Annotated in this window: 20 protein-coding genes; 14 read left to right on the top strand and 6 right to left on the bottom strand. The window is 71.2% G+C overall.

Translation table 11 applies throughout. The features are described from left to right. Positions 1-65 precede the first annotated feature (65 nt). The 11 genes from QIS99_RS22335 (at position 66) to QIS99_RS22285 (ending at position 9288) form a co-directional block, all read left to right on the top strand. On the top strand, positions 66-278 hold the full coding sequence (locus QIS99_RS22335) for a hypothetical protein (protein ID WP_282515365.1): 213 nt from the start codon (positions 66-68) through the stop codon (positions 276-278). A gap of 465 nt (positions 279-743) precedes the next feature. Then, positions 744-1760 (top strand): Rossmann-like and DUF2520 domain-containing protein, encoded by a 1017-nt coding sequence (locus QIS99_RS22330; protein WP_282515363.1) that lies wholly within the window; start codon positions 744-746, stop codon positions 1758-1760. A gap of 35 nt (positions 1761-1795) precedes the next feature. Continuing rightward, positions 1796-2953: a pantoate--beta-alanine ligase gene (gene panC, locus QIS99_RS22325; protein WP_282515362.1), complete on the top strand. Its 1158-nt coding sequence runs from the start codon at positions 1796-1798 to the stop codon at positions 2951-2953. Continuing rightward, positions 2950-4701: an L-aspartate oxidase gene (locus QIS99_RS22320; protein ID WP_282515361.1), complete on the top strand. Its 1752-nt coding sequence runs from the start codon at positions 2950-2952 to the stop codon at positions 4699-4701. Before panC ends, QIS99_RS22320 begins: the two co-directional genes overlap by 4 nt. Before the next feature lie 5 nt (positions 4702-4706). Then, positions 4707-5768 carry a carboxylating nicotinate-nucleotide diphosphorylase gene (gene nadC, locus QIS99_RS22315; RefSeq protein ID WP_282515360.1) on the top strand — a complete coding sequence of 354 codons (1062 nt, stop codon included), beginning with the start codon at positions 4707-4709 and terminating at the stop codon, positions 5766-5768. Next, positions 5768-6565, top strand: coding sequence for a type III pantothenate kinase (locus tag QIS99_RS22310; protein WP_282515359.1), 798 nt, complete (start codon positions 5768-5770; stop codon positions 6563-6565). The genes nadC and QIS99_RS22310 overlap by 1 nt, the downstream gene beginning before the upstream one ends. A gap of 288 nt (positions 6566-6853) precedes the next feature. Then, on the top strand, positions 6854-7459 hold the full coding sequence (locus QIS99_RS22305) for a hypothetical protein (protein WP_282515358.1): 606 nt from the start codon (positions 6854-6856) through the stop codon (positions 7457-7459). 14 nt (positions 7460-7473) lie between these two features. Continuing rightward, positions 7474-7665, top strand: a complete 192-nt coding sequence (locus QIS99_RS22300; protein ID WP_282515357.1) for a hypothetical protein — start codon at positions 7474-7476, stop codon at positions 7663-7665. A gap of 100 nt (positions 7666-7765) precedes the next feature. Further along, complete coding sequence (locus tag QIS99_RS22295; RefSeq protein ID WP_282515356.1) at positions 7766-8164, top strand: BlaI/MecI/CopY family transcriptional regulator; 399 nt, start codon at positions 7766-7768, stop codon at positions 8162-8164. A 9-nt stretch (positions 8165-8173) separates the two neighbouring features. Continuing rightward, positions 8174-8716 (top strand): amino-acid N-acetyltransferase, encoded by a 543-nt coding sequence (locus QIS99_RS22290; RefSeq protein ID WP_282515355.1) that lies wholly within the window; start codon positions 8174-8176, stop codon positions 8714-8716. 233 nt (positions 8717-8949) lie between these two features. Then, complete coding sequence (locus QIS99_RS22285; protein ID WP_282515354.1) at positions 8950-9288, top strand: histone-like nucleoid-structuring protein Lsr2; 339 nt, start codon at positions 8950-8952, stop codon at positions 9286-9288. On the opposite strand, the gene QIS99_RS22280 is transcribed toward QIS99_RS22285, so the two are convergent. Then, positions 9267-9842: an SCO3374 family protein gene (locus tag QIS99_RS22280; protein ID WP_282515353.1), complete on the bottom strand. Its 576-nt coding sequence runs from the start codon at positions 9840-9842 to the stop codon at positions 9267-9269. The two genes, QIS99_RS22285 and QIS99_RS22280, sit on opposite strands and share 22 nt — an antisense overlap. 442 nt (positions 9843-10284) lie before the next feature. Here QIS99_RS22280 and QIS99_RS22275 point away from each other — a divergent pair, with 442 nt between their 5' ends. Together QIS99_RS22275 and QIS99_RS22270 are read left to right on the top strand one after the other, a co-directional pair. After that, entirely contained in the window at positions 10285-12810 is a 2526-nt protein-coding gene (locus QIS99_RS22275) for an ATP-dependent Clp protease ATP-binding subunit (protein ID WP_282515352.1), read from the top strand. 585 nt (positions 12811-13395) lie between these two features. Further along, positions 13396-14052 (top strand): M23 family metallopeptidase, encoded by a 657-nt coding sequence (locus tag QIS99_RS22270; protein WP_282515351.1) that lies wholly within the window; start codon positions 13396-13398, stop codon positions 14050-14052. 61 nt (positions 14053-14113) lie between these two features. Here the strand turns inward: QIS99_RS22270 and QIS99_RS22265 are convergent, their stop codons facing one another. Beyond that, entirely contained in the window at positions 14114-14710 is a 597-nt protein-coding gene (locus QIS99_RS22265; protein WP_282515350.1) for a TetR/AcrR family transcriptional regulator, read from the bottom strand. A gap of 157 nt (positions 14711-14867) precedes the next feature. Here QIS99_RS22265 and QIS99_RS22260 point away from each other — a divergent pair, with 157 nt between their 5' ends. Then, positions 14868-16433: an MDR family MFS transporter gene (locus QIS99_RS22260; protein WP_282515349.1), complete on the top strand. Its 1566-nt coding sequence runs from the start codon at positions 14868-14870 to the stop codon at positions 16431-16433. Between the two features lie 99 nt (positions 16434-16532). Here the strand turns inward: QIS99_RS22260 and cseC are convergent, their stop codons facing one another. The 4 genes from cseC to QIS99_RS22240 are packed head-to-tail and all read right to left on the bottom strand — an operon-like array spanning position 16533 to position 20014. After that, positions 16533-17957, bottom strand: coding sequence for a two-component system sensor histidine kinase CseC (gene cseC, locus QIS99_RS22255; RefSeq protein ID WP_408909606.1), 1425 nt, complete (start codon positions 17955-17957; stop codon positions 16533-16535). A gap of 8 nt (positions 17958-17965) precedes the next feature. After that, positions 17966-18706: a two-component system response regulator CseB gene (gene cseB / locus QIS99_RS22250; protein WP_282515348.1), complete on the bottom strand. Its 741-nt coding sequence runs from the start codon at positions 18704-18706 to the stop codon at positions 17966-17968. 10 nt (positions 18707-18716) lie between these two features. After that, positions 18717-19478 (bottom strand): hypothetical protein, encoded by a 762-nt coding sequence (locus QIS99_RS22245; protein ID WP_282515347.1) that lies wholly within the window; start codon positions 19476-19478, stop codon positions 18717-18719. Further along, a complete protein-coding gene (locus QIS99_RS22240; protein WP_282515346.1) occupies positions 19466-20014 on the bottom strand; it encodes a SigE family RNA polymerase sigma factor in 549 nt (182 codons plus the stop codon). Before QIS99_RS22240 ends, QIS99_RS22245 begins: the two co-directional genes overlap by 13 nt. Between the last annotated feature and the right edge of the window lie 236 nt (positions 20015-20250).

Raw genomic sequence — 20250 nt, 5'->3', positions numbered from 1 at the left:
GCCCTCTCAGCACCTGAACTCTGCGCGGCACCTCTGTGTGCGGCATTCCCGAGAGGCGACCTGTCATGAGCATCACCCAGCAGTACCTGCTCGACTCCTACCGCGCGGCCCAGCGCGGCACCCCGCAGCCGCCCGCTCCGGGCAGCCACGACTGGCGCGCGGTGCGCGAGCTGCGCGACCACCGCCGCTTCGAGGCCGTGGTGCACGAACGCCCGGCCCGCGGCCGCCTCCGCCTGGCCCTGGCCCGGCTGTTGGGGGCGGGCGGGGCGGCGCACTGAGGGGTGCCGGGCGGGCGGCGCACTGAGGGGTGCCGGGAGGGCGGTGCATGGAGGGGCGGGCGGTACGGCGCACTGAACCGAGGGTCTGTGCGCGGTGGGGCTCGCAGCCGCCGTACGAAATCCCTCACCGCCGCCCGCACCTGGAACCACGGCACGCCCGCCTCCCGCAGCGCATCGGCCACCACGCGCATCGGCCACCACGCGCATCGGCCACCACGCGCATCGGCCACCGGGCGCATCGTCCACCACGTGCGCGTCCACCACGCGCGCGTCCCGCTGGTCCGCGGATTCCCACATCCTGTGGACAACCGGCGGTGTCACCCGCCCTGTGGACGACGCCCGCCCCACCGGTCGTACAAACCGCACAGCCTGTGGACAGCCGGGACACCCCCGGACCCCCTCGCGTTAGCATGACGAGAAATCGTCCGGTACCCCGAGCGGACTGGAACGGAAGGCGCTCGTCGAGTGAACACACCGCATACGGAACCCCAGAATCCAGCGGATCGACCGGCCCGGCTCGCGGTCGGCGTGGTCGGGGCCGGCCGCGTGGGACCCGCCCTCGCGGCCTCGCTGCAGCTCGCCGGACACCGCCCGGTGGCCGTGTCCGGAGTCTCCGACGCCTCGGTGCGCCGGGCCGCGGCCCTGCTGCCGGACGTGCCGATCGTGTCGCCCGCGGATGTCCTCGCCCGCTCCGAGCTGGTGCTGCTGACCGTTCCGGACGACGCCCTGCCCGGACTGGTCGAGGGGCTCGCCGAGACCGGCGCCGTCCGCCCCGGCCAGCTGATCGTGCACACCTCGGGGCGGTACGGCGTGGGCGTGCTCGAACCCGCACTGCGCGCCGGTGGTCTGCCGCTCGCCCTGCACCCCGCCATGACGTTCACCGGCACGCCCGTGGACGTGCAGCGGCTCGCCGGGTGCTCGTTCGGGGTGACGGCGCCCGAGGAGCTGCGGCTCGCCGCCGAGGCCCTGGTCATCGAGATGGGCGGCGAGCCCGAGTGGATCGAGGAGTCGGCCCGCCCGCTCTACCACGCGGCGCTCGCCCTCGGGGCGAACCATCTGGTCACCCTGGTCGCCGAGGCCATGGAGCTGCTGGGCCGGGCGGGCGTCGGCGCCCCCGACCGGATGCTCGGCCCGCTGCTCGGCGCGGCCCTCGACAATGCCCTGCGGTCCGGGGACGCCGCGCTCACCGGTCCGGTCGCGCGCGGTGACGCGGGCACGGTCGCGGCGCATGTCGCCGAGCTCCGCAAGCACGCGCCCGGCGCGGTCGCCGGGTACCTGGCGATGGCCCGCGCCACCGCCGACCGGGCCCTGGCCCACGGCCTGCTCAAGCCGGAGCTCGCGGAGGACCTGCTCGGCGTCCTCGCGGGCGGGACGGCCCCCGCGGGCGGCGGCGGACGTACGGGCGGCGAAGGACGTACGGACGGCCCGGACGGCACGGACGGCCCGGACGGCACGGACGGCCCGGACGGGGACGCTCGATGACCCCGGGACGCGCGACGAACGGACAGGGAAGCGCGATGACACGACCGACGCGACTGCTGCACACCGCGCGCGAGCTCCGTGCGCTCACCCACGAGGGCCGTCGCGCCGTCGTCATGACCATGGGCGCCCTGCACGACGGCCACGCCACGCTCGTCCGGCACGCGCGCGAAGTGGCGGGCCCGGACGGCCAGGTCGTCGTCACGGTCTTCGTGAACCCGCTCCAGTTCGGCGCGGGCGAGGACCTAGACCGCTATCCGCGCACGCTCGATGCCGACCTCAAGGTGGCCGAACAGGCAGGCGCGGACGCGGTGTTCGCCCCCGGCGTCGACGAGGTCTACCCGGGCGGCGAACCGCAGGTGCGGATCAGCGCGGGTCCGATGGGGGAGCGTCTCGAAGGCGCCGCGCGCCCCGGCCACTTCGACGGCATGCTCACCGTCGTCGCCAAACTCCTGCACCTCACCGCGCCCGACCTCGCGCTCTACGGCGAGAAGGACGCGCAGCAGCTCGCCCTGATCCGGCGCATGGTGCGCGACCTGAACTTCCCGGTCGAGATCGTCGGCGTGCCCACGGTGCGCGAGTCCGACGGCCTGGCCCTGTCCAGCCGTAACCGCTACCTGGCACCGGATGAGCGGCGCACCGCACTCGCCCTGTCCACCGCCCTGTTCGCCGGCCGGGAACGGCTCGCCGCGCAGCAGGCGCTGTCCGCGCGCGCCCAGGCGTCGCCCGCCTCACGCGCGCGTGCCGACGCCCTGACCGCGCTCGGCGAGGCCCGCGCCGCCGCCGACGCGCACGCCGTCTCCCAGGCAGCCCTCGGCCGCCCGAGCGCCGTCCGCAACGCCGCCCGCGCGGTGCTCGACGACGCGGCGCGGCTGCGGCCCCCGCTGTCCCTGGACTATCTGGCCCTGGTCGACCCGGCCGACTTCACCGAAGTGCCGGACGGGTTCACCGGAGAGGCCGTCCTCGCGGTCGCCGCGCGCGTGGGCACGACCCGCCTGATCGACAACCTGCCCCTCACGTTTGCGGCAGAGGAGCCGTCCGACGGCACCCTCCCGCAGCCCCTGGAAGGCGCCCTCCCGCAGCCCCCGGAAGGCACCCTCACACAGCCCCTGGAAGGCACCCCCGCGCCCGCCCCCACCCCCGCAGGCGCCGCCGCCCCCGCAGGAACCGACGAGGCCCCCGGAGCCGCCGTATGACCGCCCCCGCAACCACCGGCATACGGCTGCACGCGCCGGCCCCCGGGTGGGCCCGCGCGGCCGACGTGATCGTGGTCGGCTCCGGCGTCGCCGGGCTCACGGCCGCGCTGCGCTGCGCGGCGAGCGGTCTGCGTACGGTCGTGGTGACCAAGGCCCGCCTGGACGACGGCTCCACGCGCTGGGCCCAGGGCGGCATCGCGGCCGCGCTCGGCGACGGCGACACCCCCGCGCAGCACCTGGACGACACCCTGGTGGCGGGCGCGGGCCTGTGCGACGAGGAGGCCGTGCGCACACTCGTGACCGAAGGGCCGGACGCGGTGCGGCGGCTGATCGAGACGGGCGCCGAGTTCGACAAGGCCGACGGCGGCGGGATCGCCCTCACGCGCGAGGGCGGCCACCACCGCCGCCGCATCGCGCACGCGGGCGGCGACGCCACCGGCGCGGAGATCTCCCGTGCCCTGGTCGAGGCGGTCCGCGCGCGGGGCATCGAGACCATCGAGAACGCCCTCGTACTGGACCTGTTGACGGACGCCGAGGGCCACGCGGCCGGCGTCACCCTGCACGTCATGGGCGAGGGCCAGCACGACGGCGTGGGCGCGGTGCACGCGCGCGCGGTGGTGCTCGCGACCGGCGGCATGGGGCAGGTCTTCTCGGCGACCACCAACCCGGCGGTGTCCACCGGCGACGGTGTCGCACTCGCCCTCCGCGCGGGCGCCGAGATCAGCGACCTGGAGTTCGTCCAGTTCCACCCCTCGGTGCTGTTCCTCGGCCCGGACGCGGAGGGCCAACAGCCCCTGGTGTCGGAGGCGGTGCGCGGCGAGGGCGCCCACCTCGTGGACGCGGACGGCGTGCGCTTCATGGTGGGGCAGCACGAACTGGCCGAGCTGGCGCCGCGGGACATCGTGGCCAAGGGCATCACGCACCGCATGCTGGAAACGGGCGCCGAGCACATGTACCTGGACGCCAGGCACTTCGGTGCCGAGATGTGGGCGAGCCGCTTCCCGACGATCCTCGCCGCCTGCCGCGCCCACGGCATCGACCCGGTCACGCAGCCCATCCCGGTCGCCCCGGCCGCGCACTACGCCTCCGGCGGCGTCCGCACCGACCGGCACGGCCGTACGACGGTCCCTGGCCTGTACGCGTGCGGGGAGGTCGCCTGCACCGGTGTGCACGGCGCGAACCGGCTCGCGTCCAACTCCCTTCTGGAAGGTCTGGTCTACGCCGAGCGGATCGCCGAGCACATCGTCCACGACACCCCGGCGAGCCGCGTCCCGGCGCCCGTGGAGCAGGCCGAGACGCCCGCGCACCCGCTGCTGCCGCCGGAGGCCCGCTTCGCGCTTCAGCGGATCATGACCCAGGGCGCCGGAGTGCTGCGTTCCGCCGACTCGCTCAAGGAGGCCGCCGAGCAGCTGGACGCGATCCACGCCGCCGCGCGGGACGCCCTCGCCGAGCACGGCAAGACCGCCGAGCCCGGCACCGACACCTGGGAGGCCACCAACCTCCTGTGCGTCGCGCGCGTGCTCGTCGCCGCCGCCCTGCGCCGCGAGGAGACCCGCGGCTGCCACTGGCGCGAGGACCACGCCGACAGCGACGACACCGACTGGCGCCGCCACCTCGTCGTACGCCTCCGCCCCGACCGCACCCTCGCCGTGCACCGCACCGAGACCGCGGACTTCCCGCCGACCCGGCCGCACCCGACCCGGCCGCACCCGCACCGGCCGCAGACAACCCCTCTCCAGGAGCAGTGACCGAAGTGAGCACCCCCGACCTCCCCCTCGCCGAGACCAGCGGCTGCGGCGACGCCTGCGGCTGTTCCGCCGACGCCGACGAGGCCGTCATGGAGTGCGGCCTCGACCCCGCGCTCGCCGCCCTCATCGTCCAGGACGGCCTCGACCCCGCCCTCGTCGAGGACATCGCCCACATGGCGCTCGCCGAGGACCTCGACGGCGGCGTGGACGTCACCTCGGTCGCCACCATCCCCGAGGACGCCGTCGCCACCGGCGACTTCACCGCGCGTGAGGACGGCGTCGTGGCGGGCCTCAGGGTCGCCGAGGCGGTCCTCTCGGTGGTCTGCACGGAGGCCTTCGAGGTCGAGCGGCACGTCGAGGACGGCGCCCGCGTGCCGGCCGGCCAGAAGCTCCTCAGCGTCACCACCCGCACCCGCGACCTGCTCACCGGCGAGCGCAGCGCCCTGAACATCCTGTGCCGCCTCTCCGGCATCGCCACCGCCACGCGCGCGTGGGCGGACGTTCTGGACGGTACGAAGGCCAAGGTGCGCGACACCCGCAAGACCACCCCCGGCCTGCGCGCCCTGGAGAAGTTCGCGGTGCGCTGCGGCGGCGGCGTCAACCACCGCATGTCCCTCTCCGACGCCGCGCTCGTCAAGGACAACCACGTGGTCGCGGCCGGCGGCGTGGCCGAGGCCTTCACCGCAGTACGCGAGCGCTTCCCGGACCTGCCGATCGAGGTCGAGGTCGACACCCTGCACCAGCTGCGCGAGGTCCTGGACGCCGGCGCGGACCTGATCCTCCTGGACAACTTCACGCCCGCCGAGACCGAGGAGGCCGTGGCCCTGGTGGACGGCCGCGCGCTCCTGGAGTCCTCCGGCCGCCTGGCCCTGGACAACGCCCGCGCGTACGCGGAGACGGGCGTCGACTACCTGGCGGTGGGCGCCCTCACGCACTCCTCCCGCATCCTCGACATCGGCCTGGACCTGCGCGAGGCCGACAGCGAGCGCGAGGCCGACAGCGAGGCGGACGCGGCGGCGGGCAGCGAGGCGGACGCAGCGGCGGGCAGCGCGGGGGAGACCGCCTGATGCTGCTGACCATTGACGTGGGCAACACCCACACCGTCCTCGGCCTCTTCGACGGCGAGGAGATCGTCGAGCACTGGCGCATCTCCACCGACGCCCGACGCACCGCCGACGAACTCGCGGTCCTGCTCAACGGCCTGATGGGCATGCACCCGCTGCTCGGCGAGGAGCTCGGCGACGGCATCGACGGCATCGCGATCTGCGCCACCGTGCCCTCGGTCCTGCACGAGCTGCGCGAGGTCACCCGCCGCTACTACGGCGACGTCCCGGCCGTCCTCGTAGAGCCCGGTATCAAGACCGGCGTGCCGATCCTGATGGACAACCCCAAGGAGGTCGGCGCGGACCGCATCATCAACGCGGCCGCCGCCGTCGATCTCTACGGCGGCCCGGCGATCGTCGTCGACTTCGGCACGGCGACGACCTTCGACGCGGTCTCCGCGCGCGGGGAGTACGTCGGCGGCGTGATCGCCCCCGGCATCGAGATCTCCGTGGACGCCCTCGGGGTGCGCGGCGCCCAGCTCCGCAAGATCGAGCTGGCCCGCCCGCGCAGCGTGATCGGCAAGAACACCGTCGAGGCCATGCAGTCCGGCATCCTCTACGGCTTCGCGGGCCAGGTCGACGGCGTGGTCGGCCGCATGGCCCGCGAGCTCGCCGACGACCCCCAGGACGTCACGGTGATCGCCACCGGCGGCCTCGCCCCGATGGTCCTCGGCGAGTCCACGGCCATCGACGAACACGAGCCCTGGCTGACGCTGATCGGCCTCCGCCTGGTCCACGAACGCAACGTGTCGCGCAGCTAGCGGTTCTCGCCGCAGCACGTTCCGCACCGCAGCACGTTCGCACCGCAGCACGTTCCGCACCGCAGCACGTTCCGCACCGTCGACTCGTCACCGCCGGTCGCCGTGCGGGCTGGCCCTCAGACGCCGGACGGGCTGAAGTATCGCCCCTCCGGCGCTTGCGGACGCCTCGCACGTCCGAGCGGCACACATGCGCAGCGCCCGGCGCGCCACCCCTTCACATTTAGTCGATTTTGTCCGATTAGCGCGTACTGTCGGCCCATGCCCACGCCATACGGATCCCGCGGCGGCATGGCGTTCAGCGCAGACGAGCTGCGTGTGCTCCGACGCGCCCTCGCCGTCGCCCTCCATCCCAGCAAGGCCGCCTCCGTCGCCGACGTCCAGGACTGCCTGGACCTCTCCGACGGCATCAACGAGGCGATCGACGAAGGAGCCCGCCTGTGCGCCTTCCTCGTCGCCGACCTCGGCCGCTACCGCGCCGCACTCCCCGGCACCGCCGCCGGTTACCTCCAGCTCCTCGCCGACGCCCTCGCCGCAGGGCACCGCCCGGAGGTGGACGACCTGGCCGCCCTGCGCGCCCTGCGCGGCAACCCGCTCGCGGCGGCCCTCCTCGACCGCTGCCGCGCCCTCGCCGAGCACGACGTACGCAACCGGCCGGCGGCGACCCCGCGGGTGCCGGCCTCCCGCACCCGGCTGCTCGCCCTGCCCGGCGGGCGCGCCGAGGGCGACAAGCCGGCCCCGGACCCGAAGAAACCGGCGCCGCAGCGCACCGGCCCGGACCGTCCCGTGCCCACCCCGGCCGAGGTCTTCCCGCCCAAGCGCCGCCCCGCCGCGCCCGCAGGCCCCGCCGAGACGGACGAACCGGCCGCCCCGTCGCAGAAGCTCGCCGCCGGATAGCTACGCTGGGGGGCATGGACTACGTCTCCGCGCTCCTGCCCCCCGTAGTGATGGCGGTCTTCTTCAGCGCCCTCATCGTCACCATCGTCAAGACGCAGGGCGGCGCCAACAAGGCCAAGGAAGACGCGGCCGTCGACGCCGCGGTCGCCCGCGCCGAGAGCGTCCGGCAGCCGCAGCAGAACAGCCCGGAGGCCGGCGGCGCCTGACCGCCCCCGCAGTACCACCCAGCGCGTACGGCTCAGTTATTTTCGAGCCGTACGCCATTTTTGCGCCCAAAATCGGGACAACTCCCACTATTCTTCAGGTGTGCCTCGCCCCTTGGGAGAACTCGAAGACGTCGTGATGACGCGGGTTTGGAAGTGGAACCGCCCGGTCACGGTTCGGGAAGTCCTGGAAGACCTTCAGCAGGAACGGTCCATCGCCTACACCACGGTCATGACCGTTTTGGACAATCTCCATCAGAAGGGCTGGGTGCGGCGAGAAGCGGAAGGCCGCGCCTATCGATATGAGGCGGTCTCCACGCGTGCCGCCTACGCCGCCGCGCTCATGAACGACGCCTGGTCGCAGAGCGACAACCCCGCGGCCGCACTCGTCGCCTTCTTCGGCATGATGTCGCCGGAACAACGCGAAGCCCTCAACGACGCCGTTCGCATGGTGCAGGGGCCGGAGAACCCCGGCGCGGCAGAGGGCGGCACAGGGCGATAGCGTCCGGACATGCCAGCAGAGATCCCCGCGTATCCCGATGCACCCGCAAAACCCGTCACCATCCGCAGGGCGCGAACCAGTGACGTACCCGCGGTACGCGACCTCATCGACTCCTACGCGGGCGACGGCATCCTCCTCGACAAAGCCACGGTGACGCTTTACGAGGACATCCAGGAGTTCTGGGTCGCGGAACGCGACGACAACGCACAGGTCGTCGGCTGCGGTGCGCTGCACGTGATGTGGGAAGACCTCGCCGAAGTACGCACACTCGCCGTGAACTCCGATGTCAAGGGTTCCGGAGTAGGTCATCAACTGATCGGCAAGTTGCTGCAGACCGCGCGCTGGCTCGGTGTGCGCAAGGTTTTCTGCCTCACCTTCGAAGTGGACTTCTTCGTCAAGCACGGCTTCGTGGAGATCGGTGAGACTCCGGTCGACACAGATGTCTACAGCGAGCTGCTCCGGTCCTATGACGAAGGCGTCGCGGAGTTCCTCGGTCTCGAACGAGTGAAACCGAACACCTTGGGGAACAGCCGCATGCTTCTGCACCTCTGACCGTACGCCTCGGTTTATACCGGCTGTGCGCATCACCGTCGGCGGCGGGCGGTGCTATGTCCGAAACGCGCATGTTTCAAGGGCTCTTGAGGTCGCGGTCTCTACCTGGGGTTTGTGTTTTTCCGGCAAAAGCGGTTTGCTTTCCGACGTACTCCATATAACCGGGGCCCGGGAAAGTGCGGCGGACGCGCCGCCGGTAGCGGGACCTGAAGTTATCGATGAAAGGAAATCCGGTGGCACAGAAGGTTCAGGTCCTTCTTGTCGACGACCTCGACGGCGGCGAGGCGGACGAGACCGTGACGTTTGCTCTGGACGGCAAGCAGTACGAGATTGACCTCACCACCGCCAACGCGGACAAGCTCCGGGGTCTCCTGGGGCCCTACGTGAAGGGTGGTCGTCGTACCGGAGGCCGCAGCGCGGGCGGCCGCGGCAAGGCGCGCGCCGCCGCTTCCGGTGGCAGTGAGAACACGGCGCAGATCCGCGCCTGGGCGAAGGAGAACGGCTACGAGGTCAACGACCGCGGCCGTGTCCCCGCCTCGATCCGCGAGGCCTACGAGAAGGCCAACGGCTGAGCGCTCGCGCGCAGCAACCGGAGCCGGTGGCACTGAGTCGCCGCCGTATCCACGAGCCGTACGAGATCGGGAGCGGCCCCGTGCCCCCTGGGGCCGGTGAGAGCCGACAGCGTCGGCAGGGCCGGCTCCACCCCGCGCCCCGGACCGGGGGGCCGCAGCCACACGGCGGCTTCCCGGGGGCCGGGCCGGCCGGGCGGCAGCGGTGCGGGAATCAGACCGCCCGCTCCCACGGCCCGCAGGTCCCGTACGAGCCCGCCCCACTCAAGCCATTCGAGCAGCCCCGGCAACTCGTCCGCGCCGCCCGCGGCGACCAGGAACCGCACCGTGTTCCCGGCGAGCGCCGCCGGGCCCGTCGCGGCCGCGGAGCCGAGCCGCCGCAGGACGGCGAAGCCCGCGTCGGCGGGGACCTCCAGGACGTCGAAGCGCAGCCCCGCCACCAGCTGGACGGGCGGCCCCGCGGCCGTCGCCCAGCCGAGCTCGTTCTCGTACCACTGCTGCACCGGATCACCGGGAGCGGCGGCCGGTTTGCGCGGGAGCGGGATCGCGGGTGACATGTCTGGAGCAACTTCTCGCGACCGTCAGGGGTTACGCAGCGTGCGTGACCGGATGCGCATCGTGCCCGAAAGCGGGGCCGCACAGGGCTCGGGGGGCGCAAGGGTGTTCGCCCGTAGCGGAGGGAACCGGTGCGCGCCGCATGGAGTGTCAGTCCCTACGGGTAAGACATTCCTAGTGGAGAGGGGCGACACGCAGCGCTCGGACGCCTCCCGTTCGCCATCGGCGTACTGGCGATAGGGGTAACTGCCTGGCCTGCGGGAACATCGTCTCGCACCATCGAGTTGGAGCAGATGTCGGCGTTCGTGGCAGGAGATCCCCCGGGAAGCAGGGCCGGGTGTCGGCAGTTGGAATGAGCGGTCCCCGCTTGCGGGACTAAGCTGCGGAAGGACAGGGAGGGGACCGACCCCTTTACTGCCTGACCGCTCTGAGGAGCGATTAACGATGTTCGAGAGGTTCACCGACCGCGCGCGGCGGGTTGTCGTCCTGGCTCAGGAAGAAGCCCGGATGCTCAACCACAATTACATCGGCACCGAGCACATCCTCCTGGGCCTGATCCACGAGGGTGAGGGTGTCGCCGCTAAGGCCCTGGAGAGCCTCGGGATTTCGCTCGAGGCGGTCCGCCAGCAGGTGGAGGAGATCATCGGCCAGGGCCAGCAGGCCCCGTCCGGGCACATCCCCTTCACCCCTCGCGCCAAGAAGGTCCTGGAGCTGTCGCTCCGCGAGGCCCTTCAGCTGGGCCACAACTACATCGGCACGGAGCACATCCTGCTCGGCCTGATCCGCGAGGGCGAGGGCGTCGCCGCCCAGGTTCTCGTGAAGCTGGGCGCCGATCTCAACCGGGTGCGGCAGCAGGTCATCCAGCTGCTCTCCGGCTACCAGGGCAAGGAGACCGCCGCCGCCGGCGGTCCTGCCGAGGGCACGCCCTCCACGTCCCTGGTCCTCGACCAGTTCGGCCGGAACCTCACCCAGGCCGCTCGTGAGTCCAAGCTCGACCCGGTCATCGGGCGCGAGAAGGAGATCGAGCGGGTCATGCAGGTGCTGTCCCGCCGTACGAAGAACAACCCGGTCCTGATCGGTGAGCCCGGCGTCGGCAAGACCGCCGTCGTCGAGGGCCTCGCTCAGGCCATCGTCAAGGGCGAGGTGCCCGAGACCCTCAAGGACAAGCACCTCTACACCCTGGACCTCGGCGCGCTCGTCGCCGGCTCCCGCTACCGCGGTGACTTCGAGGAGCGCCTGAAGAAGGTCCTCAAGGAGATCCGCACCCGCGGCGACATCATCCTGTTCATCGACGAGCTGCACACGCTCGTGGGCGCGGGTGCCGCCGAGGGCGCCATCGACGCCGCTTCGATCCTGAAGCCGATGCTGGCCCGCGGTGAGCTCCAGACCATTGGTGCCACCACGCTCGACGAGTACCGCAAGTACCTGGAGAAGGACGCCGCCCTTGAGCGCCGCTTCCAGCCCATCCAGGTCGCGGAGCCGTCGCTGCCGCACACGATCGAGATCCTCAAGGGCCTGCGCGACCGGTACGAGGCGCACCACCGTGTGTCCATCACCGACGAGGCTCTTGTCCAGGCCGCCACCCTGGCCGACCGGTACATCTCGGACCGCTTCCTGCCGGACAAGGCGATCGACCTGATCGACGAGGCCGGATCGAGGATGCGCATCCGCCGGATGACCGCGCCGCCGGACCTCCGCGAGTTCGACGAGAAGATCGCCGGTGTCCGCCGCGACAAGGAGTCCGCGATCGACTCGCAGGACTTCGAGAAGGCCGCCTCCCTGCGGGACAAGGAGAAGCAGCTCCTGTCCGCGAAGGCCAAGCGGGAGAAGGAGTGGAAGGCCGGCGACATGGACGTCGTCGCCGAGGTCGACGGCGATCTGATCGCCGAGGTCCTCGCGACCGCCACCGGCATCCCGGTCTTCAAGCTGACCGAGGAGGAGTCCTCGCGCCTGCTGCGCATGGAGGACGAGCTGCACAAGCGCGTCATCGGCCAGGACGACGCCGTCAAGGCGCTGTCGAAGGCCATCCGGCGTACGCGTGCGGGCCTCAAGGACCCGAAGCGTCCCGGCGGTTCGTTCATCTTCGCCGGCCCGTCCGGTGTCGGTAAGACCGAGCTGTCCAAGGCGCTCGCCGAGTTCCTCTTCGGCGACGAGGAAGCGATGATCTCCCTCGACATGTCGGAGTTCAGCGAGAAGCACACGGTCTCGCGGCTCTTCGGCTCGCCCCCCGGCTACGTCGGGTACGAAGAGGGCGGTCAGCTCACCGAGAAGGTGCGCCGCAAGCCGTTCTCCGTGGTCCTCTTCGACGAGGTCGAGAAGGCCCACCCGGACATCTTCAACTCGCTCCTGCAGATCCTGGAGGACGGTCGTCTGACCGACTCCCAGGGCCGGGTCGTCGACTTCAAGAACACGGTCATCATCATGACGACCAACCTCGGCACCCGGGACATCTCGAAGGGCTTCAACCTGGGCTTCGCGGCGCAGGGCGACACGAAGACCAACTACGAGCGGATGAAGAACAAGGTCTCGGACGAGCTCAAGCAGCACTTCCGCCCCGAGTTCCTCAACCGTGTCGACGACGTCGTCGTCTTCCCGCAGCTCAGCCAGGCCGACATCCTGCGGATCGTCGACCTGATGATCGACAAGGTGGACGAGCGCCTGAAGGACCGGGACATGGGCATCGAGCTCTCCCAGTCCGCCAAGGAGCTCCTCGCCAAGAAGGGCTACGACCCGGTGCTCGGCGCGCGGCCGCTGCGTCGCACGATCCAGCGCGAGGTCGAGGACAGCCTGTCGGAGAAGATCCTCTTCGGCGAGCTGCGCCCCGGTCACATCGTGGTCGTGGACACGGAGGGCGAGGGCGAGCAGCAGACCTTCACCTTCCGCGGCGAGGAGAAGTCGACGCTGCCGGACGTGCCGCCGGTGGACGCCGCCGCGGGCGGCGGCTCCGGCCCGGACCTGACCAAGGGCTGAGGCGTCACGCCGTAGCGAAGCAGCAAGGGGCCGGCCCCGAACCGAGACATCGGTTCGGGGCCGGCCCCTTTGCGCGCTCCGGAAGCGGGCGGCGAGCGCGGCGGCACGTACCCCTTGGAACCCGCGGTCCGAGTAGCCCCGATCACATCCCGGCAGGGTTCGATCTTGGTGCCCGGTGACATGACGCACAGGCGTTTCGAGGGGTACTAGCCGGAATAGTGGAGGTTGGTCCCAGGGGGTGGGGGACCTTCGGCAGGCGACCCTCGGGACTAAAGTCCCGAATCGGGTGAGTTGGGGGCAAGAGGGGCGTTCATGTCCCTCAATAACCTCCTGAAGTGGGGCTAAACACCACTTCCGCGATCATTTCCCAAGGTCTCCGAAAGGGGGCTCAAAGGGCGTCAAGGGGTCATCATTCCCCCGGCTCCGTACGAGCTTTGGTAGTAGATGGGTGGTTTGAGCGGGGTGGCGGGGGCGGGTTACCAAGGTGGGGCAGCCCGGTCGCAGAGTTCGTCGGCCGGGTCCGTTCATGTCTTTGCTCCGGACGCCGATGTCCGGACCGCCCCCACCCCCTGGAGGTCATCCGTGATGTCGAAGCGCGCCGAGTCCCACCTTTCCAAGTCGTCGCTGTTCCGTACCCGGGCGGCCGTTCTCGCCGCTGGTGTCGGCATGGCGGCGACGCTCGGCGCGGGCGTCTCGATGGCCGCCGACAAGGGCAACGGCGGCCTCACCGGTGCCGCCGCCTCCATCGAGGCGCAGGCCAAGGCTCAGGCCGCGGCCGCCACGAAGAAGGCCGAGGCCAAGGCCGCCGCGGCGAAGAAGGCGTCGGGCTGGGGCAACCCGGTCAAGAACTACACGCTGAGCGCGAGCTACGCCCAGGCCGGCGGCATGTGGTCGAGCAAGCACTCCGGCCAGGACTTCGCCGTGCCGGTCGGCACCAAGGTCTCCGCCGTGCACAGCGGCACCGTCGTCAAGGCCGGCCCGAACGGCGCCGGTGACGGTCCCGCGTACGGCAACGCCGTGGTGATCAAGCACGACAACGGCCGCTACTCGCAGTACGCGCACCTGTCCAAGGTCGGCGTCAAGGTCGGCCAGAAGGTGAAGACCGGCCAGGAGATCGCCCGCTCCGGCAACACCGGCAACTCCAGCGGTCCGCACCTGCACTTCGAGATCCGTACGTCCCCGAACTACGGCTCGGCGATCAACCCGGCCAACTTCATGAGCTCGCTCGGCGTGAAGTTCTGACGGACCGGTTCCGTGACGTTCTGACGGACCGGTTCCGTGAAGTGCTGACGGACCGGTGCTCTTACTGAGCGTCCGTCTCCCGGCCCGCGTGGGCCTGGGTGACCAGATCGGTGGCGACCTCAAGGATGGCCCTGCGCTTCTCCTCGGGGTCGCCTTCGACGTCCTTGAGGGCGAAGAGCCCGGCGTGCATGGAGAACAGGGCGCTGAAGCAGCGGACCTGGTCGGTCAGCGGGGCGTCCGGTTCGCGCAGGACGTCGAGCAGGCGCAGCATCCGGGCCTTGAAGTCCTCGCCGGTGCGCAGCTCCCGCATCGTCGCCTGGTTCTCCTGCATGAACCGGAAGAGGCGTTCCGCCCCGGCGAGGGCTTCGCTGTAGCGGCGCAGGATCTCCTTCTTGGTCTCAAGCGTGCGCGGCTGCTCGCCCGCCCACTCGATCAGCTCGTCGATGGGCAGCGTCAGGTCCTCGAAGAGGCTGTCGAGGATGTCTTCCTTGGTCTTGAAGTGGTAGTAGAGCGCGGCCTTGGTGACCTCAAGGCGTTCCGCGATCTCCCGCAGCGAGGTCTTCTCGTACCCGCGCTCGGCGAAGAGCTCCAGGGCGACGTCCTGGATCCGCTGCCGCGTGTTGCCCCGGCGGGGGCGGGCGCCTGCGTTGCTGCTCATCGTGGTCTCCTGCGGCTGCGCTCGGCCGTCGTCGTACGGGACATGAACGGGTGCGTACGGGGACATGCACTTACTTGACGCCCGGCTAGTTTACGGTCTACCTTCCCTTATGGTAACCAACTTGCCGGGCGGCAAGTAAGTACGGGGAGTGATCTCGATGGCGATATCCGAGGCCGCGGTGGCGGCCGAACCGGGGGAACGGGCGGACGAACCGCCCAAGCGCAGCGTGCGGGTGGTGCTGCTCGCGCTGATGATCGCGATGCTGCTCGCGATGCTGGACAACATGATCATCGGCACCGCGATGCCGACGATCGTCGGCGAGCTCGGCGGTCTGGAGCACCTGTCCTGGGTGGTCACCGCCTATACGCTCGCCACCGCCGCGTCGACCCCGATCTGGGGCAAGCTCGGCGACATGTACGGGCGGAAGGGTACCTTCCTCACCTCGATCGTGATCTTCCTGATCGGTTCCGCGCTCTCCGGAATGGCCCAGGACATGGGCCAGCTGATCGGCTTCCGCGCGGTCCAGGGCCTCGGCGCCGGCGGTCTCATGGTCGGCGTCATGGCGATCATCGGCGACCTGATCCCGCCCCGTGAGCGCGGGCGCTACCAGGGCATGATGGCCGGCGTGATGGCGCTCGCCATGATCGGCGGGCCGCTCGTCGGCGGCACCATCACCGACAACTGGGGCTGGCGCTGGTCCTTCTACATCAATCTGCCGCTCGGCGTGATCGCCCTCGCCGCGGTCTCCATCGTCCTGCACCTGCCGAAGAAGCGCTCGCAGGCCCGGATCGACTACGTCGGCGCGGCCCTCCTGACCGTCGGCATCACCGCGATCGTCCTGGTCACGACCTGGGGCGGTACGGAGTACGCCTGGGGCTCGACCATGATCGTCGGGCTGTCCGTGCTCGGCGTGGCGTCGCTCGGCGCGTTCCTCTACTCGCAGACGCGGGCGGCCGACCCGATCGTGCCGCTGCACATCTTCCGGAGCCGCAACTTCACGCTGATGTCCGTGATCGGCTTCATCACCGGCTTCGTGATGTTCGGAGCGGTGCTGTTCCTGCCGCTGTACCAGCAGTCCGTGCAGGGCGCCTCGGCGACCAACTCCGGCCTGCTGCTGCTGCCGATGCTGCTGTCGATGATGGTGGTCTCGCTGATCGCGGGGCGGGTCACGACCACCAGCGGCAAGTACAAGATGTTCCCGATCGCCGGCGGCGCGCTGATGGTGGCCGGGCTGTTCCTGCTCGCGCAGATGGACACCGGCACGTCCCGGCTGACCTCCGGGCTCTACATGGCGGTGCTCGGCGCGGGCATGGGCTTCCTGATGCAGATCACCATGCTGGTCGCGCAGAACAGCGTCGAGATGAAGGACATGGGCGTCGCGTCCTCGTCCACCACGCTGTTCCGTACGCTCGGCAGCTCCTTCGGGGTCGCCCTCATGGGTGCGCTGTTCAACGACCGGGTCGCCCACGAGATGGCGGAGCGGGTGCCCGGTGGCGGGGGCGCGCTGCCCAACGCCCAGCTGGACGCGGCGAGCCTGGCGAAGCTGCCGGAGGCGATGCGGGAGGCGTACCAGTTCGCGGTGTCGTCCGGTACGCACGGGGCGTTCCTGCTCGGCTCGGCGATCGCGGTGCTTGCGTTCCTCGCGGCGCTGTTCGTCAAGGAGGTGCCGCTCAAGGGGGCGGGGCCGGAGAAGAAGGCCGAGCCGGCGGCCGAGTCCGCCTGAGAGTCCGGTCGCCCGGCGGTACGTCGAGGCCCCTGGAGCCAAGGTCCGAGGAGTGGGGCCGCAGGAGACGTCCGCCGGGCCGGGCGCGAGCCGATCGGCTCAGCTCACCCCGAGGCTCCCCAGCTCCGGCATCGGATAGCTTCCCGTGCTGGTCGGGGCGTGTTCCGGGAGCCACAGGACGGCCACCGCGCCCTCCGCCGGACCGGCGCCGTGTTCCGCGCCCACGTTGCGGAACGTCAGGCGGGCGCCGAGGACGCGGGCCTGGCCTGCGGCGATGGTCAGGCCCAAGCCGTGGCCGTGGCCCGCGCGGTCCGTGGAGCCGGTGCGGAACCGGCTCGGGCCGTCGGCGAGGAGGTCCCCGGGGAAGCCGGTGCCGTGGTCGCGTACGCGGATGACCCGGCCCTCGACGGAGATCTCGATCGGGGCGCCGCCGTGCTTCGTGGCGTTGGCCAGGAGGTTGCCGACGATCCGCTCCAGGCGGCGCGGGTCGGTCGTCACCTCGGACTCGTGCACCACCCGCACCTCCACGTCCGGGTACATGGCCCGCACGCGCCGCGTGATGAACTCGCCGAGCGTGATGTCCTGCAGCTCGGCCCGCTCGGACGCGCCGTCCAGGCGGGCGACTTCGAGCACGTCCTCGACCAGCGTGCGCAGCGCCTGCGCGCGGTCCTTGACCAGTTCGCTGGGCCGCCCGTCCGGCAGCAGCTCGGCCGCCGTGAGCAGTCCGGTGACCGGGGTGCGCAACTCGTGCGCGATATCGGCGGTGACCCGGCGCTCCGCCTCGTACCGCTGCTTCAGGGCGTCGGCCATGGCGTCCACGGCGCGCGCCAGATCGTCGGTCTCGTCACGTAGGACACCGCCGATGGCGTCCCGTACCCGGACCTCGGTCTCGCCCTGGGCGACCATGTGCGCGGCCGCCGCGGCCTCGCGCAGGCGGCGGGAGAGCTGGCCGCCGATCAGCACGCCGAGGGCGCAGCCGCCGAAGACGACCGCGATCGAGCCGATGATCAGGGCCTGGTCGAGGTCCTTCATGATCGTGGCGCTGCGGTCGGTGAAGCGGGAGTGCAGGGAGAGGATGTGGCCGCCGCTGACCGGCGTCGCGGCCCAGATCTCCGGGGCGCCGTCGGTCTCCTCGACATGCGTGGCGCGGCGGCCGGCCTCGGCCTTGGCGCGCAGCTCGGGCGGCAGCTCCGGGTCGTCGATCTTGGTCTGCAGGCGCGGGCTCTTCGAGGACTCGTAGAGCCGCTGCGCCATCTGCAGCTGGGTGTCCTGCAGGTCGCGGGCGTTGTCCAGCATCGAGACCCGCGCGGCGTTGTGCACGACGAGGCTGAGCGCGATCGCCACCAGGGCGCCGACCAGCGCGATCGCCGCGCTGAGCTTCCAGCGGATGCCGGTGCGCAGCCCTTTCGGCAACTTCTCGGGCAGCCTCGCACGCAGTCCCCTGGGAAGCCCCGTACGCAGCCCCGTACGCAGCCCCGTACGCAGGTCGGTACGCAGGTCGGTACGCAGGTCGGTCAGCCTCATTCCGGGAGCTATCCCTGTCCCTTGAGCTTGTAGCCGAAGCCGCGGACGGTCTCGATCCGGTCCTGGCCGATCTTGGTGCGCAGCCGCTGCACATGGACGTCCACGACGCGGGTGTCCCCGCCCCAGCCGTAGTCCCACACCCGCTCCAGGAGCTTGTCGCGGGAGAGGACCGTGCCGGGGGCCGCCGAGAACTCCAGGAGCAGCCGCATCTCGGTGGGCGTCAGGGCGACGTGCGCGCCGCCGCGCCGCACCTCCATGCCCTCGGTGTCCACCTCCAGGTCGCCGAAGACAAGCACGCCCCCGTTCACCTGTCCGGCACCTTCGTCCGCCGCGCCGCCCCCCGAGCCGTGCCCCGAGCCGTGCCCCGGCCCGCCCGCGTGCCCGAAACGGCGCAGCACGGCCCGGATACGGGCGACGAGCACGGCACCGTCGAACGGCTTTGTCACGTAGTCGTCGGCGCCGGCCTCCAGGCCGAGGACCACGTCGATGGAGTCGGCCCGTGCCGAGAGCATGATCACCGGCACCGTTGACTCGTCCCGGATGCGCCGGCACAGCGAGACCCCGTCGAGCCCCGGCACCATCACGTCGAGCAGCGCGATGTCCGGCCGGTCCGACCGGAACGCATCGAGCCCCGACAGGCCGTCCGGCATGGCGGTGACCACGAAGCCGTCGCGCTCCAGGGCGAGCTGCGTCGCTTCGCGGATGACGTCGTCGTCCTCGACGAACAGGACATGGGTCTGCTCGGCCATCCGCTCGCTCTCAGTTCTCCTCGGGCGCGGGCCTGACGTCGCTGCCCGCGCTGCCGTATCGGTTGGTCCAGTGGCCGGTCTGCACGAAGGCGCCGTCCCGCCACTCGTAGAGGGTGATGTCCTCGCCGGAGGGCAAGGCCACCGAGTCGTCCTTCGTGTACGTCTGCCGCGTGACGGTCAGCCCGTCCGCGTTGATCTCGGCGTACGAGGCGGGCTCCTCGGTGCGGAACACATTCTCGTACGCACCGCCCTTGGCGCGATAGACGTACGACCCGATGCCGATGGCGTCTGAGCAGGTCAGGACGTTGACCACGACATCGTTGCGGGATCCTCCGGTCAAGTTCCCGTAACTCACGTCCACCGGATAGGAGTCGCCCGCGCACGGCTTCAGGTCGGCCTTGACCGCCTTGCTGACCTTGGGGTCCTCGCGCACCAGCCGCACCGGGTCGACCGTGTGCTCCTTGCCGGGCTTCGCGGACGGGGCGGGCGAGCCCTGGGCGACCTGGTCGCTGCGGGCGGGGCCCTCGTCGCGCGTGCCGGTGCCGCCCGTGCTGCACGAGACGAGGCTGCACACGGAAAGGGCGAGGGCGGCGAGCGCCGCCGCAGCCGCACTCCCCGCCTTGGATCCACCCCTGGGCCTGCTCCCGGGTTCGCCCTTGGGCCCGCTTCCGGGTTCGCCCTTGGGCCTGCTCCCGGGTTCGCCCTTGGGCCTGCTCCCGGGTTCGCCCTTGGGGCTGTCCTCGGGGCCGCCGAGGCGTTTCAGGCCGTGCAACGCTCCCGCTCCTTAACTCCGAGCACGCCGTCGGCGCCGGTCTCGGCGTTGCGGCTCTCCAGCTCCTGGCGGAGTCGGGCGAGCGCCCGGTGCAGCGTGCTCTTGACCGTACCGGCCGACATTCCGAGGGCGGCAGCCGTCTCCTCGGTGGACATCTGTTCCCAGTGTCGCAGGACGACCACGCTGCGCTGCTTGGGTGCGAGGACCTTGAGGACGTCCATCAGGAGGGCGCGGTCCGCGTGCTGCTCCGTGGAGTCGTCGACGCCGGCGTCCGGCAGCTGCTCGGTGGGCACCTCCTCCAGGCGCCGGGCCCGCCACCACTCGGTACGCGTATTGATCATCACGCGGCGGAGGTAGGCGTCCGCGAGCCGCTTGTCGGCGATCCCGTCCCAGCGGTGGTACGTCCGCACCAGCGCGGTCTGCAGCAGGTCCTGGGCGTCGGCCGGGTCGGGCACGAGGCGGCGGGCGCTGCGCATCAGGGCGTCCTGCCGGGTACGGACGTACTCCTCGAATTCGAGCACCTCGCCGTGCGCCATCGTCAACCGCCTCCATCCCTCACACCTGCCGTGGAACCGGACGTCTCTCCGGTCCGTCTCTCCGGTCCGTCTCTCCGGTCCGTCTCTCCGGTACATCTCCGAAGCTACGGAGGCGGTGTAACGGCGCTTCGCGAAGCAGCCTGCGGCGGGCGCACGGCTACCCCTCGGTTGTGTAACAGGGGTAAGCGGCGCCTAAAAATGCCCGGTGCTATGCCTGATCGGCCCGGATTCGCGCG

The organism is Streptomyces solicavernae (assembly GCF_029968095.1).
Classification (GTDB): domain Bacteria; phylum Actinomycetota; class Actinomycetes; order Streptomycetales; family Streptomycetaceae; genus Streptomyces; species Streptomyces solicavernae.
Note: the sequence above shows the minus strand (reverse complement) of the source record. Positions and strands in the feature narration are given on the sequence as shown.